General features: G+C 71.3%; 12 protein-coding genes. 8 read left to right on the forward strand and 4 right to left on the reverse strand.

All coding sequences use genetic code 11. The features are described 5' to 3' along the window. Window positions 1-24: 24 nt before the first annotated feature. Window positions 25-321 carry a GlsB/YeaQ/YmgE family stress response membrane protein gene (locus Vau01_RS26840; protein WP_203997719.1) on the forward strand — a complete coding sequence of 99 codons (297 nt, stop codon included), beginning with the start codon at window positions 25-27 and terminating at the stop codon, window positions 319-321. Window positions 322-377: 56 nt separating this feature from the next. On the opposite strand, the gene Vau01_RS26845 is transcribed toward Vau01_RS26840, so the two are convergent. Together Vau01_RS26845 and Vau01_RS26850 are read right to left on the reverse strand one after the other, a co-directional pair. Then, complete coding sequence (locus tag Vau01_RS26845) at window positions 378-1,052, reverse strand: DUF4386 domain-containing protein (RefSeq protein WP_203997723.1); 675 nt, start codon at window positions 1,050-1,052, stop codon at window positions 378-380. Then, complete coding sequence (locus tag Vau01_RS26850; RefSeq protein ID WP_203997726.1) at window positions 1,049-1,996, reverse strand: NAD(P)-dependent alcohol dehydrogenase; 948 nt, start codon at window positions 1,994-1,996, stop codon at window positions 1,049-1,051. Before Vau01_RS26850 ends, Vau01_RS26845 begins: the two co-directional genes overlap by 4 nt. 143 nt (window positions 1,997-2,139) lie before the next feature. On the opposite strand from Vau01_RS26850, the gene Vau01_RS26855 reads away from it, so the two are divergent. Further along, window positions 2,140-3,270, forward strand: coding sequence for a sensor histidine kinase (locus Vau01_RS26855; RefSeq protein WP_203997728.1), 1,131 nt, complete (start codon window positions 2,140-2,142; stop codon window positions 3,268-3,270). Further along, window positions 3,267-3,932 carry a response regulator transcription factor gene (locus Vau01_RS26860; RefSeq protein WP_203997731.1) on the forward strand — a complete coding sequence of 222 codons (666 nt, stop codon included), beginning with the start codon at window positions 3,267-3,269 and terminating at the stop codon, window positions 3,930-3,932. The genes Vau01_RS26855 and Vau01_RS26860 overlap by 4 nt, the downstream gene beginning before the upstream one ends. Here the strand turns inward: Vau01_RS26860 and Vau01_RS26865 are convergent. After that, entirely contained in the window at window positions 3,929-6,661 is a 2,733-nt protein-coding gene (locus Vau01_RS26865; protein WP_203997733.1) for an AfsR/SARP family transcriptional regulator, read from the reverse strand. The two genes, Vau01_RS26860 and Vau01_RS26865, sit on opposite strands and share 4 nt — an antisense overlap. A gap of 177 nt (window positions 6,662-6,838) precedes the next feature. On the opposite strand from Vau01_RS26865, the gene Vau01_RS26870 reads away from it, so the two are divergent. Both Vau01_RS26870 and Vau01_RS26875 read left to right on the forward strand, forming a co-directional pair. Then, window positions 6,839-8,632 (forward strand): carboxypeptidase-like regulatory domain-containing protein, encoded by a 1,794-nt coding sequence (locus Vau01_RS26870; RefSeq protein WP_203997736.1) that lies wholly within the window; start codon window positions 6,839-6,841, stop codon window positions 8,630-8,632. A gap of 52 nt (window positions 8,633-8,684) precedes the next feature. Further along, complete coding sequence (locus tag Vau01_RS26875; protein WP_203997739.1) at window positions 8,685-9,212, forward strand: GrpB family protein; 528 nt, start codon at window positions 8,685-8,687, stop codon at window positions 9,210-9,212. On the opposite strand, the gene Vau01_RS26880 is transcribed toward Vau01_RS26875, so the two are convergent. Further along, window positions 9,213-10,799 carry a glycoside hydrolase family 43 protein gene (locus Vau01_RS26880; RefSeq protein ID WP_203997742.1) on the reverse strand — a complete coding sequence of 529 codons (1,587 nt, stop codon included), beginning with the start codon at window positions 10,797-10,799 and terminating at the stop codon, window positions 9,213-9,215. Between the two features lie 208 nt (window positions 10,800-11,007). On the opposite strand from Vau01_RS26880, the gene Vau01_RS26885 reads away from it, so the two are divergent. From Vau01_RS26885 to Vau01_RS26895, 3 genes are all read left to right on the forward strand, one after another. Continuing rightward, on the forward strand, window positions 11,008-12,306 hold the full coding sequence (locus Vau01_RS26885; protein WP_203997745.1) for an extracellular solute-binding protein: 1,299 nt from the start codon (window positions 11,008-11,010) through the stop codon (window positions 12,304-12,306). A 2-nt stretch (window positions 12,307-12,308) separates the two neighbouring features. Then, window positions 12,309-13,208: a carbohydrate ABC transporter permease gene (locus Vau01_RS26890; protein WP_203997748.1), complete on the forward strand. Its 900-nt coding sequence runs from the start codon at window positions 12,309-12,311 to the stop codon at window positions 13,206-13,208. A gap of 61 nt (window positions 13,209-13,269) precedes the next feature. After that, the gene (locus Vau01_RS26895; protein WP_203997751.1) at window positions 13,270-14,163 is read left to right on the forward strand and encodes a carbohydrate ABC transporter permease; all 894 of its coding nucleotides are present in this window, start codon (window positions 13,270-13,272) and stop codon (window positions 14,161-14,163) included. The last annotated feature ends 71 nt before the right edge of the window (window positions 14,164-14,234 follow it).

Raw genomic sequence — 14,234 nt, forward strand, 5'->3', positions numbered from 1 at the left:
CCCAGATTTTCAGGGGGAGATGTCATGACCGTCACCGGTATCATCACGGCCCTTATCGTCGGGCTCGTCGTCGGTGCGCTCGGACGGCTGGTGGTCCCCGGCCGGCAGCGCATCGGTATCGGCGTCACCATTCTCGTCGGCATCGTCGCCGCGCTGCTCGGCACCGCGCTGGCGCGCGCTCTCGGCATCGCGACCACCACCGCCGGTATCGACTGGATCGAGATCATGTTCCAGGTCGCCCTGGCCGCCGTCGGTGTGGTGCTGGTCGCCAACCTGATGGGCCGCAACAGCCGGCGCCGCCGCCGGTACGTGCGCCGGTAAGTCATCCGGATCGCTGAACGGCCGCCGGCGCGCACGCGCGGGCGGCCGTTTCGCTGTCAGGCCGGCGTGCCGGCGGGCTGCCGCCGGCCGATGATGAGCCAGCCGCAGAGCGCGAGCTCCGCCACCGCGGCCGGCAGCAGCACGAGCGCCTCGCCGGCACCGCCGTAGTCGAGCGCCATCAGCGCCGCGAAGCTGTTGGCGAGATAGCACACCGACGCCACGGCCAGGAGCACGCCCAGCACGCGGGGGAAGGCCACCGTCCGCAGCATCAGGTAGCCGAGCACGAGCAGGTGCAGGCCGAAGAACACCAGGCCGGTCGCGAAGAAGTAGTCGTGCGACTCCAGGAACAGCAGCGCGAGCGCGTCGCGGTTGGCACCGTCGAACGAGTCGAGCACGCGCAGCGCGATCAGGTTCGTCACCAGGTTGACGCCGGTGATCGCCGAGTGCATCAGGCGCAGGAACGCGGCGAGCAGCGCGAGCGGCTGGTTCACCGGCCGGAGCAGCACGTAGAACGCCACGGCGAGCACCACGTCGCACAGCACCACGACGAGTTCACCGACGGATCCGAGGCGCAGCAACCATTCCGAACCGGTGACGGCGTCGGCGGTCGCACCGGAGTCGCCCGGCGTGATGAGCTTCGAGCGGACGTACACCAGGGAGAGCGGCGCCAGCACGAAGACGACGAGGTACAGCCAGCCGGCGAGCCTCGCATACCGCGTCTCCGTGCTCACAGTGAGATCACCAGCTTGGCCCGCGCGTGCCCGGTCGACAGGTGGGTCAGCGCCTCGGGAACCGCCGCGAGCGGGTAGCAGCGCTCGATCTCCGGCGCGAGCGCGCCGTCGGCGAGCATCCCGGCCAGCGACTCCAGGTCCTCGCGATTGGTGTTCGCGAGGAACAGCACCATCCGGCGGTCGCGCAGCCGCATGACGACCTGGCCGGCCAGCGGCCCGAGCCAGCGGTTGGTCCTGGGGCCGCCGACGAACACCAGCGTGCCGTCCGGCCGCAGGGCGCGCCGCCGCTCGGCGAACGACCGGGTGCCGGCGCCGTCGAAGATCAGGTCGTAGCGCGTCCCGTCGGCGACGAAGTCCTCGGTGGTGTAGTCGATCACCCGGTCGGCGCCCAGTTTCCGCGCCGTGGCCACGTTCGCGGTGCTGCACACGGCGGTGACCGTCGCGCCGTGGAACCGGGCCACCTGCACCGCGAACGTGCCCACCGCGCCCGACGCGCCGTTGATCAGCACCTGCTGCCCCGGCTTGATGCGGCCCTTGTCCCGCAGGCCCTGCAGCGCGGTGAGGCCCGCGATGGGGGTGGCGGCGGCCTGTTCGAACGTCACCGTCGACGGTTTCCGGGCCAGCCGGTCGGCCGGCACGCTGACGTAGTCCGCGAACGAGCCCCGGTGCGTCGCACCGAACACGTCGTCACCCGGTCGCCACGCCGTCACGCCGGCGCCGACCGACTCCACCGTGCCGGCGAGGTCGGCGCCGGGGATCGGATTCCGTAGCCGGATGGTGCGGGTCATGTACGGCGTGCCGGTCATGAAGTGCCAGTCGTAGGAGTTCACGGACGCCGCGCGCACCCGTACCAGCACCTCGCCGTCCCGGACCGGTGGCGGCGCGACCTCCCGCAGCTCCAGCCCGTCCGGCCGGCAGTACCCGTCCTGCACGATCGCTCTCATGCGTCTCAGCCTGGCCATCGCATCGACGCCGCACGTCGGGCCGACGGCGTCAATCCGACTGCTCCCGTGGTGGTAGTGCCGCCCGTCGATCTGCTCCCGCGGGAGTAGGGAGTTCCGGCGGCCGGGTTCGCTATCGTTCGGGCATGACGTCGGCACGCGGGCCCTCGGGCCCCGGTGTCGCGGTCCTGATCGCGCTGGTGCAGGCGGTCGGCACCGCGATCGCGAGCCGTGGCGGATCCGGGCCGGGCGTCGTCGGCTACGCGCTCCTGGTGGTCAGCGGGCTCGCCCTGTCCGACCGGCACCGCCTGCCGCGGGTCACCGCCGTGGTCGTGGCCGCGTTGACCGTCACCTATCACCTGCTCGGCAATCCGGTCGGCGTCACCACGGTCCTCGCGGCGGTGTTCGCCGCCGGCGCCTGCTTCGCCGAGGGCCGCTCGCTGGCGGCCTGGGCGGTCGCGGCCGCGTCGTTCGGCGCGGTCGTTCTGGTGGACGGTGTGCGCGGCGGCGCCGCACTCACGCTGGCCGCGTGGCTGCTGGGGGCCGGGATCCTGCTGCAGGTCCTGGTCATGATGGGCGGCCTGGCCGGGCAGATGATGACGGAGCAGCGGCGCCTGCACGAGGAGCGGCAGCGCCGGCAGGCCAGCGACGAACGGCTGCGCATCGCCCAGGAACTGCACGACGTGCTCGGTCACCACCTGTCGCTGATCAACGTGCGGGCCGGTGTGGGCCTGCACCTGATGGGCCGGCAACCGGAGCAGGCACAGGCGGCGCTCGACGCGATCCAGCAGACGAGTGCCGAGGCGCTGCGCGAGGTGCAGTCGGTGCTCACCGTCCTGTATCCGAGCGGCCAGGCCGCGCCGCGCGAGCCGGCGCCGGGTCTCGACCGCCTCGACGACCTCACCGTCGACGCCGGCATCCCGGTGCACACAACGGTTTCCGGTGACGAGCGGCCGGTACCGGCCGAGATCGGCCGCGCGGTGTACCGGATCGTGCAGGAGGCGTTGACGAACGTGCGCAGGCATGCCGGAAGCGGCGCGACCGCCACGATCCTGGTCGACTACGGGCCGCAGGCGCTGACCGTGCGGGTCGACGACGACGGTGGCGGCCGGCCCGTGCCGGCGACGGAACCGGTGGACGGCAACGGGATCACCGGGATGCGCGAGCGCACCACCGCGCTCGGCGGCACGGTGGACGCGCGCCGGACCGACACCGGCGGCTGGCGCGTGGACGCGCGGTTCCCGCTGCCGGCAGCGATGTCCGAGGCGACCGCGTGACGATCCGGGTGGTGCTCGCCGACGACCAGACGCTCGTGCGCGCCGGCTTCCGCGCGCTGCTCGACGCCGAGCCCGACATCGAGGTGGTGGGCGAGGCAAACGACGGCGCGCACGCCGTCCGGCTGGCCCGGCAGACGCGTCCGGACGTGGTCCTGATGGACATCCGCATGCCGGGCGTCGACGGTCTCGTCGCGACCCGCGAGATCGCCGGCGACCCGGACCTCGCCGGCGTGCGGATCGTCGTGCTGACCACGTTCGAACTCGACGAGTACGTCGCCGAGGCGCTGCGCTCCGGCGCGGCCGGGTTCCTCGTCAAGAGCACGGTCCCGGCGGAGCTGATCCGCGGCATCCGGGTGGTGGCGGCCGGCGACGGGCTGCTGTCGCCCAGCGTCACCCGCCGCGTCATCGAGCAGTTCGCCAGGCGCACAGCGAGCCCGGTGCCGCCGCGCCGGCTGGCCGAACTCACCGACCGCGAGCGCGAGGTGGTGGCGCTGGCCGGCGCCGGGCTGTCCAACGAGGAGATCGCGGGCCGGCTCGTGGTCAGCCCGGCCACCGCGAAGACCCACGTGTCCCGCGCGATGGTCAAGCTCGGCGTGCGGGACCGGGCGCAGCTCGTCGTCTTCGCCTACGAGGCGGGCCTGGTCCGGCCGGGCTGGCTCTAGGCGAGCTTCGCGCGTACCGACACCGCGTCGGGATGGCCGAGTTCGTCGAGGATCCGCAGCGCCGCCCGCCAGGCGTCGGCCGCCGCGCCGTCGGATTCGGTCGCGTTCCGGGCGTCGCCGAGGTGCACCAGCGTGTACGCCTCGTGGTAGCGGTCGCCCATGTCGCGGAACATCGTGCTGGCCCGTTCGTAGCACTGCACCGCGCGCCCGTGGTCGCCGATGTGGTGGTACACGTAGCCGAGGCTGTCCAGCGCCGACGCCTGCCCGTACCGGTTGCCGATCTCGCGGTGCAGCGTCACCGACTCCTCGCAGTAGGAGAGCGCCTCGTCGAGGTCACCGATCTTCAGCCGCGACCAGCCGATCGAGTTGAGCACGCTGGCCTGCCCGGCGCGGCGCCCGGCCCGGCGGTACAGCTCGAGCGCGAGCTCGTCGTGCCGCAGCGCCTCGGCGTCGTCGCCGCGCAGGTCGCAGATGCCGCCGAGGATCCGGTGCACGTAGGCCTGCCCGGCCGCGTCACCGAGGTCGTCGAACAGCCGCAGCGCCCGCGCCAGGTTTTCCTCGGCGTCGGGATAGCGGCCGGTGCGGGTGCACGCCCGGGACAGCCCGATGAGCGCGTTCGCCAGCGCCACCGGGTCGGCGAGCCGGCGGGCCGCCGCGACCGCGATCTCGTGCGCGGCGGCCAGTTCCGGCCAGTTTCCCTGCCGGTCGAGGTGGTCGGCGACGGTCCAGGCGAGCTGCCACGCGTGCCGGTCGAATCCGTGACCCGCGGCGAGCCGCACCGACGCGAGCAGCGCCGGCCCGTCGGCCTCCAGGTCGACCCCGTCCGTGATCGTGCCCGGCCGGGGGGCGCCGATCGCGATCGGGTCGCGGTGCGGGTTCAGCCGCACCGCGGCGGCGTGCGCGCCGTGCAGGTAGTGGTCCAGCAACCGCTCGACGGCGGCCCGGCGGTCGGTGTCGGGGTCGCGCGTCGTGCCCAGTTCGGCGCCGTAGTCGCGGAGCAGGTCGTGGATCGCGAACCGGCCCAGCACCGGCTCGGTCACCATGGTCGCGCGGGTCAGCTCGGTGAGCAGCGACCGGGCCGCCGGCACGGAGACACCCGCGAGGCTCGCGGCCGCGGCGGCGGTGAAATCGGGACCGGGATGTAGCGCCAGCAACCGGAACAGCCGCGCCTCGGTGGGCGGCAACGCCCGGTACGACCACGAGAACGCGGCCCGCACGTCGGTGTCCGGCCCGCCGAACCCGAACGCGTCCAGCCCCTCGTCGAGCTGCTCGGCCAACGCGGCGAGCGGGAACCCGTTGCGCGTCACCACGCGGGCCGCGACCACCGCGAGGGCCAGCGGGAGCCCGGCACAGCGCGCGACGATCGCCTCGGCCGCCTCCGGCTCGGCGCGCACGCGGTCGGCGCCGACGCGTCCCGTGAAGAGCTTTTTCGCGTCGGCGGCCGGCAACGCGTCGAGGGCGAAGAGCCGCGCGCCTTCCTTCGCCACCAGGCCGTAGAGGCGGTTGCGGCTGGTCACCACGGCAATGCAACCGGTGGACGCGGGGAGCAGCGGCCGCACCTGGTCGGCGTCGCGGGCGTTGTCGAGCACCACGAGCATCCGCCGGCCGGCGGTGAGGCTGCGGTAGAGCCCGACCCGGGCGTCCAGCCCGACCGGGATCCGCGGCACCGGCACCCGCATCGACTCCAGCAGCGCCCGCAGCGCCTCCGCGCCGGGCATGGCCGGTTGCCCGGGATCGAAGCCGCGCAGGTTGACGTACAGCTGGCCGTCCGGGAACCGGTCGGCGACCCGGTGCGCCCAGTGCACGGCGAGCGTCGTCTTGCCGATGCCGGCCGGCCCGTCGATCGCCGCGATGGTGTCGGTGCCGTCGAGCAGGGTGTCCAGCTCGTCGAGCAGCGCCGCCCGGCCGACGAACACCGGCACGTCGCCGGGCACCTGGCGCGGCACCGGCTCGTCGCGCGGCTTGTCCACCGCTTCCTTGTCCACAGCCTCTTTGCGCAGGATCCGCTCCCGGAGCTGCACGAGCTTGGGACCGGGGTCGAGGCCCAGCTCGTCCAACAGCCGTTCGCGCAACTGGTCGAACACGAGCAGCGCCTCGCGCGGCCGGTCGGCCAGGTACAGGGCGGTCATCAGCTGCCCGGCGAGCTGCTCGTGCCACGGGTGCCGGGCGACCAGCTCGGTCAGTTCGCCCACCACGGCGCGCGCCCGGCCGAGCCGGATCTCCAGCTCCGCCCAGCGCAGTTGGATCGCCGTGCGACGCTCGTCGAGCTTGCGGGCCGCCACGGCGAGCACCGGCGAGTCGAGCCCGTCGAGGGCCGCGCCCCGCCACAACCCGAGCGCCGTCGCCAACCGCGCCGCGGCGGCCTCCTCGTCGCCGGCGGTCACCAGCTCCTCGGCGTCGCGCACCGTGCGTTCGAACGCGTCGACGTCCACCTCCCAGCCGCCGGCCGGGATGCGGTAGCCGCCACCCTGTGTCTCGATCACCCCGAACGGGTCGGGCAGCAGCCGGCGCAGCGTGGCGACCCGGTTCTGCACCTGCACGCGGGCGCTGGCCGGCGCGGCGTCTCCCCAGATCACCCCGACCAGCCGGTCGATGGTGAGGACACTGCCCCGCTCCAGCAACAACGCGGCGAGCAGTGCCTGGGTCCGCGGTCCGCCGATCGCGACCGCCTCGTCGCCGACCGTGACGGCGAGCGGTCCGAGCAGCTTGAAGGTCAGGTTTCCGGGCATGCGGCACCTCCACCAGGCCGAGCCGCCCCCCGCAGCCACCGATCTACAAGGGAAAATAGCCCATTGACGATAAGTAGTGGAGCCCTGACTTATCACAGACAGATCAATGCGCGGTTTCCCACTACCCTGACCGCGACTCGAGGGGGAGGGGACATCTCAATGTGGACAGTGAAACGGGTGCTCGCGTCCGTTGCCGCCGTCGTGGCGGTCGTGGCGGGGGGAGCGACACCGGCGTCGGCGGCCGCCGTCAGCCTGACCGGCACGGTCGTCGACACCACCACCGGCGCGCCGTTGGCGGCGTGCGTCACGCTGGTCGGTGAGTCCGGCGCCGTGATCGACGGCGGCTGTACCGATGCCGACGGCCGGTACTCGGTGCTCGACGTGCCGCAGGCGCCCTACAAGGTGAAGGCGACCGCGCCGGGTTACGCCGACCAGTGGGCGCACAACAAGTCGAGCGCGGAGACGGCGGACGCGCTGTTCCTGTGGTCGTACATGACCACCACCGCCAACTTCCGGCTGTACCACGCGCCGGGCGTCATCAGCGGGCAGATCACCACCGCGAGCGGGGCCGCCTTCGCGGGGGCGCAGGTGCGCGCGGTGCCCGACCCGAGCACCGCCATGTACAGCGGGATCCCCGGCTTCACCGACGCGAACGGCAACTACAGCATCACCGTGCCACCCGGCCGGTACCGGCTCTCGTTCTGGCACAGTGCGTACGAGTACCGCTGGGCGCAGGGTCAGACCGACGCGGCCCTGGCGACCGTCTACGACGTCGCCGACGGCGGCGCGGTGCGGGTCGACGACCACTTCGGGCCGACGGGCGCGGTCGAGGTGACGATGGTCGACGCCACCTCCGGTGCGCCGGTGCTCCGTGGCTGCGCCAGGGTGCCGCCCGGCGCGCCGTCGTCGGTCTGCACCACCACCGGCGTGATCCGGATCGAGGACGTCCAGCCGGGCCAGACGACGGTCGAGGTGCGGCCCGACGTGACCCACCAGCCGAAGTACGTGGGCGTCACCGTCGTGGCGGAAGAAACCACCGCGGTGACCGTCCCGTTGCAGGGGGCCCGGTCGGTGGTGACCTCCGCCGTCGACGCGAAGACCGGCGCACCGCTGGCCGGGGTGTGCGTGCGCGCCGCCGTGCCGGGCTCGCCGGTGTCACAGGGCAACCCGGTCGCCTGCAGCGAAGCCGACGGCCGGCTCGCGTGGCGCATCGAGGGCCCGTTCCTGGCGCCGACGTTCGACCTGCTCGCCTCGACCGCCGACAACTCCTACGGCACCCAGTGGGTGGGGGAGACCGGTGGCACCGGCGACCGTCGCCGGGCCCGCACGGTCGTCACGTCGGCCGACGGGGCGGTCGTGCTGCCGCCGATCCGCATGGACCGGCCCGGCACCATCGCCGGCAAGGTGACCGCCAAGGGCACCGGCACGCCGGTGGCCGGCGTGTGCGCCCACCCGTACGCGACGGTGCGGGGCTCCGCGCCGGACAGCGGCGCGAACTGCACCGACGCGCAGGGCCGGTACGAGATCCGGGGCCTCGGCCCATACCAGTGGCCGGTCGAGTTCGCGGCGCCGGCGCCGTACGCGCTGCAGTGGTCGGGCGGCGCGTCGAACCGGATCGACGCCGACCACGTCAAGGTGCGTGCGGGCAGGACGGCGACCGAGAATGCCCGCCTGCTGCCCGGTGCGACGCTCGCCGGCCAGGTGAACGCCGCCACCGGCACGCCGACCTACGGCTCGGTCACCGTGTACAACGCCCGCTCGGGCGACGTGCTCGCCACCGTCACCTCCGACTTCAACGGCCAGACCTCCGCCATCGCCGGCCTGGCCCCGCAGCAGGTGAAGATCAGGGTGGCCATACCGGGCGCGCCCGGCCCGTGCTGGTACGACCGCCAGTCCACGTTCGAGACCGCCACCCGCTTCCCGATCCCGCCCGGTTCCACGCAGACCGTGACGCTCACCGCCTGCGCGTGACGCACCGCCGGAGCAACCTGGCGGGTACCCGGGTATCCGCTAGGTTGCTCCGGTGGGAGTCGACGTACGTGACTACGACCCGGCGTGGCCGGGGCTGGCGGTTGCCGCTACCGACGAGGTGACACTGGCGCTCGGTGACGCCGTCGTCGCGATCGAGCACATCGGGAGCACGGCCGTGCCGGGGCTCGCCGCCAAGCCCGTCATCGATCTGATGGCCGCGGTGCGCGACCTGCGCGACGTGACCGACCGCGAATCCGCCCTCACGGCGCTCGGCTACCGCGCGGTCGACACCGGCATGCCGGGCCGCCTGTTCTACCGCCGCGACGGCCGGCCGGTCGCCTGCCACTTCCACGTCGTGCCGGCCGACACCTGGCCGGAGCGCAACGAACGGATCCTCCGCGACCACCTGCTGCAGAACCCGGAGGATCTGGCCCGCTACGCGCAACTGAAGCGCGACCTGTCCGGCGCCGGCCTCGACGGTGACTCCTACACCAGATCGAAGACCCCGCTGATCCAGCAGATGATGGACGCCGCCCGGCGGAAGCGGGGCCTGCCGCCCGTGCCGGTCTGGGAGGAGTAGTCAGGTCACCCGGTAGGTCGCCGAGTCGAAGTCGGCGTAGCCGCCGTCGGCGCCGAGGTCCTGCACCCACAGGCCGACGAACGCGCCCGTGAAGCCCCACGCCTCCGGTTCGCCGTCGACGATCACGGCGGCGTGCTCGTCGGACAGGATCGTGGCGTCGAGCTTCGCCGGCAGTTCCTGCCACTCGCCCGCCGGCAGGGCGTACGCGAACCGCAGGTCCGGCCCGTCGAACGTGACGCGCAGCCGCAACCGCCCGACGCCGTCGACGTCGACCCGGCACTCGGGGTGCTGCGTGATCCGCCCCGAGTCGGCGGTGAGCACCTCCAGCACGGCGCGCCCGTCGTCGTCGGCGGTGACGTAGGCGTAGTGCCAGTTCCGCGTGTTGTAGTACGCGGCGACGCCGGCGAGTTGCCGGTAGGTGGCCGGCGCGAACTCCAGCTCGGTCTCGAACGAGCAGGTGCGCGCGGTGACCCGCCGGGCCACGAGGCTCGGGCGCTGCCGGCCGACCGGCGACTGTCCACCGTGGACCCGCAGGTGCGATTCCCGCGCGCCGAGGTCGACCCAGTCGGGGGTCGCGGGGCGGCGCAGCGTCGACCACTCCGGGCCGAGCGCGGGGGCGTCGAAGTCGTCGTGGTCGGTGCTGGTCTCCGGGGCACCCTCGGCGGGTGACGGGGGAAGCACGGTCTCCGCGGGTACGCCGCCGTCGACCCGCGGCCAGCCGCCTTCCGGCCACTCGACGGCCTGGATGGCCGTCTCCCGGCCGAGGACGCACGGGCCCAGCGGCGAGTACGGCCGGGCGACGAGGTGCGCCAGGTACCAGCGACCGTCCGGTGTGGACACCAGGCAGCCATGCCCGGCCTTCTGCAGCGCCAGTTCCGGCCGCCCGTAGGAGGTGAGCATCGGGCCGGACGGGTCGACCTCGTACGGACCGAGCAACGACCGCGACCGGGCCACCGTGATCTGGTGCTCCCAGCTGGTGCCACCCTCGGCGGTGACGAGGTAGTACCACCCGTCGCGCCGGTAGATGTGCGGGCCCTCGGTGACGCCGACCGCGGTGCCGTCGAAGATCATGCGTTCCGGGCCGACCAGGCTGCGGGTCTCGCGGTCGAAGCGCTGGATCTGGATGCCGGCGAACCGGTTGCGGCCGGGCCGCCAGTCGGCGGTCATCGAGAGCATCCAGGTGGACTCGCCCTCGTGGTACAGCGACGAGTCGAAGCCGCGGGCGTGCAGCACCACCGGGTCGCTCCACGGTCCGGCGAGGTCGGGCGCGGTGATGAGGTAGTTCTGCGGATCCCAGTAGCCGCTGGCGAAGCTGGCCACGTCGGTGTACAGCAGGTACCACGTACCGTCCACATAGGACAGGTCGGGCGCCCAGACGCCGCAGGAGTCGTCGGCGTTCGTGAGGTCGAGCAACCGTTTCTCCGTGAGCACCCCGCCGAGCGTGGTCCAGTTCACCAGATCGGTCGAATGGTGCACGCGCACACCGGGATACCACTCGAACGTCGACGTCGCGATGTAGTAGTCGGCACCCACCCGAAGGATCGACGGGTCCGGGTTGAACCCCGGCAGCACCGGATTCCGGATCATAAATCCTCCAGGTCTTTCGAAAATTATCGGTGACCGATCGGTCGTGGCATCACAGTAGCGCCATGTATCGCTGTGCGGGAGGCCTTGACCGAGCCCTCATCGGCGTCGTAACGTGCCCGACACCGATTTACTTTCTTTCGGAAATCTTTCGAGAAGATCACCCCCCACCCACTTCAAGGTCGCCCCTCACCCTCTGGAAGGGACGCTCATGGCCACCCACTCCCGCGCCTCCCGTCGATCACTCCTCCGCGCCGCCGGCCTCGGTGCCGGCCTGGCCGCCGGTGCCCCGTTGCTCGCCGCCTGTGGCGACGACGACGAGGGCGGCGAAACCGGCGGCAACCAGACGATCACCTGGTGGCACATCTCGAACACCGACCCGATGCTCACGATCTGGGCGAACCTCGCGAAGGAGTTCGAGACCGCCAACCCCGGCGTCAAGGTCGAGATCACACCGCTGGAGAACGAGGCCTTCAAGGCCAAGCTTCTCCCCGCCACCCAGGCCGGCAACCCGCCGGACCTCTTCCACTCGTGGGGCGGTGGCGTCCTGCAGCAGCAGGTCGATGCCAGCCTGGTGAAGGAGATCAAGGGCGACTGGCTCAAGACCATCTCGAACAACGGCTCGAAGCTGTACCAGATCGGCGGCAAGCAGTACGGCGTCCCGTTCGACGTCGGCATGGTCGGCTTCTGGTACAACAAGGACCTTTTCGCGAAGGCGAACATCAGCGCGCCGCCCACCACCTGGGCGGAGCTCCTGGAGGTGGTCAAGAAGATCAAGGCGGCCGGCGTCGTGCCGATCGCGCTGGCCGGCGGCGAGAAGTGGCCGGCCCACTTCTACTGGTCGTACCTCGCGATCCGGCAGGCCGGCGTCGCCGGCATGGCCGACGCCGCCAAGACCGGCGCGTTCGACCGGCCCGACTTCGTCACCGCGGGCGAGAAGATGAAGCAACTCATCGACCTCGACCCGTTCCAGCCCGGCCACCTCGGCGCCAAGTACTCCGCGAACGACGGCCAGGCGGCGATCATGGGTAACGGCCAGGCGGCGATGGAGCTGATGGGCCAGTGGGCGCCGCCGACCCAGGCCGCCTACTCCTCCACCAAGAAGGGAATCGGCGACAAGCTCGGGTTCTTCCCGTTCCCCGCGCTCGACGGCGGCAAGGGCAAGCCCGACGAGGTGTTCGGTGGCGGCAACGGGTTCGCGGTCGGGCGCAACGCCCCGTCGAAGACAATGGACTTCGTGAAGTTCCTGCTGACACCCGAGAGCCAGCGCAAGGCCGTCGAGGGCGGCGGCATCCTGCCGGTGACCCAGGGTGCGGAGGACGCGCTGAAGGATCCCAACCTCAAGAAGGTGCAGGAGACGGCCGCCAAGGCGACCGGCTTCCAGCTCTACCTCGACCAGGCGTACCCGCCCGCGGTCGGGCAGACCGTCAACGACAGCGTGGCGGCACTGGTCGCCAAGCAGATGAGTCCGCAACAGGTGGCGGAGGCCATCGCGAAGGCTGCCAAGTGAGGATGCGCCGTCATCGGGCCGTGCTGGCGCTGTTCATGGCGCCGGCACTGGTCCTCTTCGTCGGCCTGGTGCTCGGTCCGATCGTGCTGGGCATTTACACCAGCCTGTTCAAGTGGAACGGGTTCGGCGGGCTGCCCACCAACTTCATCGGCCTGGCGAACTTCACCCGCCTCCTGTCCGACGAGGTGTTCATCGGCGACCTGGAACGGGGGCTGATCCTCATCGTGCTGTCGGTGGGGGTGCAGCTCCCGTTCTCGCTCGCCCTGGCGCTGCTGGTGAACCAGAAGATCCGGATGCGCAGCGTCTACCGGGTGGTGTTCTTCGCCCCGTACGTGCTGAGCGAGGTCATCACCGGTGTGCTGTTCACGATGATCCTGTCGCCGAACAGCGGCCTGGTGAACGAACTGCTGGCCGTGGTGGGCATCGAGGGACAGATCTGGCTCGGCGACCCGTCACGGGTCCTCTTTGCCCTGTTCTTCGTGATCAGCTGGAAGTACTTCGGCTTCCACATGATCCTCTACCTGGCGGCGCGGCAGAGCATCCCGCCGGAACTCGACGACGCCGCGCGCACCGACGGCGCGGGGCCGTGGCAGGTGTTCCGCCACATCACGCTGCCGCTGATGGGTCCGACGATCCGGATCAGCATCTTCCTGTCGATCATCGGCACGATCCAACTGTTCGACATGGTGTGGGTGCTCACCGGCGGCGGGCCGGTGCACGCCTCGGAGACGATGGCCGTCACCATGTTCCAGCACGGGTTCCGCCGGTTCGAGGTCGGCTACGCGAGCGCGATCAGCGTGGCCATGTTCCTCATCAGCCTGGTGTTCGCCCTGCTGTACCAGCGGTTCGTGCTGCGGCGCGACATGGAGGGCGCGATGACTGTCATGGGAGCCGCACGATGACTGCTGGAGCGAAGCGGAAGCTGGCATCGTGCAGATCTCTTCCGGGATTTCGGAGACACAGATGACGGATCTGAAGGAACGCAGTGCTCCGTCGCGTCCCATAGAGAAAAACGCGCGGCCCGGCGCCAGACCCCGGGCCTGGCTGCGCCATCTCCCCCTGCATGTCGCCTCGATCGTCATCGGCCTGACGATCGTGGTGCCGGTGCTGTTCGGCGTGCTCGGCGGCTTCAAGGACAACGGGCAGCTGACCACCAACCCGTTCGGGCTGCCGAAGCCGTGGGTGTGGGTCAACTACACGGAGATCCTGACGTCGTCGGGGTTCTGGCGGCCGATGCTGAACAGCATCGTGATCGCGGTCGCCACCACGGTTCTGGTGGTGGGTGTGTCGGCGCTGGCCGCGTTCGTGTTCGCCCGGTTCTCGTTCCGCGGCCGGGAACTGCTCTTCACGGTGTTCACGATCGGGCTCATGTTCCCGTTCGCGGTGGCGATCCTGCCGCTGTACATCCTGCTGCGCGAGATGGACCTGCTCGACAATCCGCTCGGCGTCATCCTGCCGCAGGTCGCGTTCGGGCTTCCGGTGACGATCATCATCCTGCGCGGGTTCTTCCGCGAGATACCGGGCGAGATCGAGGAGTCGGCGACGATCGACGGGTGCACGCCGTTCGGGTTCTTCTGGCGGATCCTGCTGCCGATGGCCCGGCCGGCGCTGGCCACCGTCTCGGTGCTCGCGGTGGTGGCGAGCTGGAACAACTTCATGTTGCCGCTGGTGGTTTTCAACGACTCCAACAGCTGGACGCTTCCGTTGGGCGTCCAGCAGTTCCAGGGTCAGTACGCGGCCGACACGGCCCGGATCCTGGCGTACGTGGTGCTCGCCATGGTGCCGTCGCTGGCGTTCTACGCGGTCGCGGAGCGCCACCTGATCGGTGGACTCACGTCCGGGGCGACGAAGGGATAGGTCCCAAGAATCAGGTAGCGAAAGTTTCGAGTTACACTCCGCCTTGTTATCAGGCGCAATCGGGAGGACTC

The organism is Virgisporangium aurantiacum, from assembly GCF_016863635.1.
GTDB lineage: Bacteria > Actinomycetota > Actinomycetes > Mycobacteriales > Micromonosporaceae > Virgisporangium > Virgisporangium aurantiacum.

Bases quoted from the DNA above. Each gene is read 5' to 3' on its own strand.
- Vau01_RS26855 (WP_203997728.1), top strand. From the start codon at position 2,140: ATGACGTCGGCACGCGGGCCCTCGGGCCCCGGTGTCGCGGTCCTGATC.
- Vau01_RS26895 (WP_203997751.1), top strand. From the start codon at position 13,270: ATGACGGATCTGAAGGAACGCAGTGCTCCGTCGCGTCCCATAGAGAAA.
- Vau01_RS26885 (WP_203997745.1), top strand. From the start codon at position 11,008: ATGGCCACCCACTCCCGCGCCTCCCGTCGATCACTCCTCCGCGCCGCC.
- Vau01_RS26840 (WP_203997719.1), top strand. From the start codon at position 25: ATGACCGTCACCGGTATCATCACGGCCCTTATCGTCGGGCTCGTCGTC.
- Vau01_RS26880 (WP_203997742.1), bottom strand. From the start codon at position 10,799: ATGATCCGGAATCCGGTGCTGCCGGGGTTCAACCCGGACCCGTCGATC.
- Vau01_RS26865 (WP_203997733.1), bottom strand. From the start codon at position 6,661: ATGCCCGGAAACCTGACCTTCAAGCTGCTCGGACCGCTCGCCGTCACG.
- Vau01_RS26850 (WP_203997726.1), bottom strand. From the start codon at position 1,996: ATGAGAGCGATCGTGCAGGACGGGTACTGCCGGCCGGACGGGCTGGAG.
- Vau01_RS26890 (WP_203997748.1), top strand. From the start codon at position 12,309: ATGCGCCGTCATCGGGCCGTGCTGGCGCTGTTCATGGCGCCGGCACTG.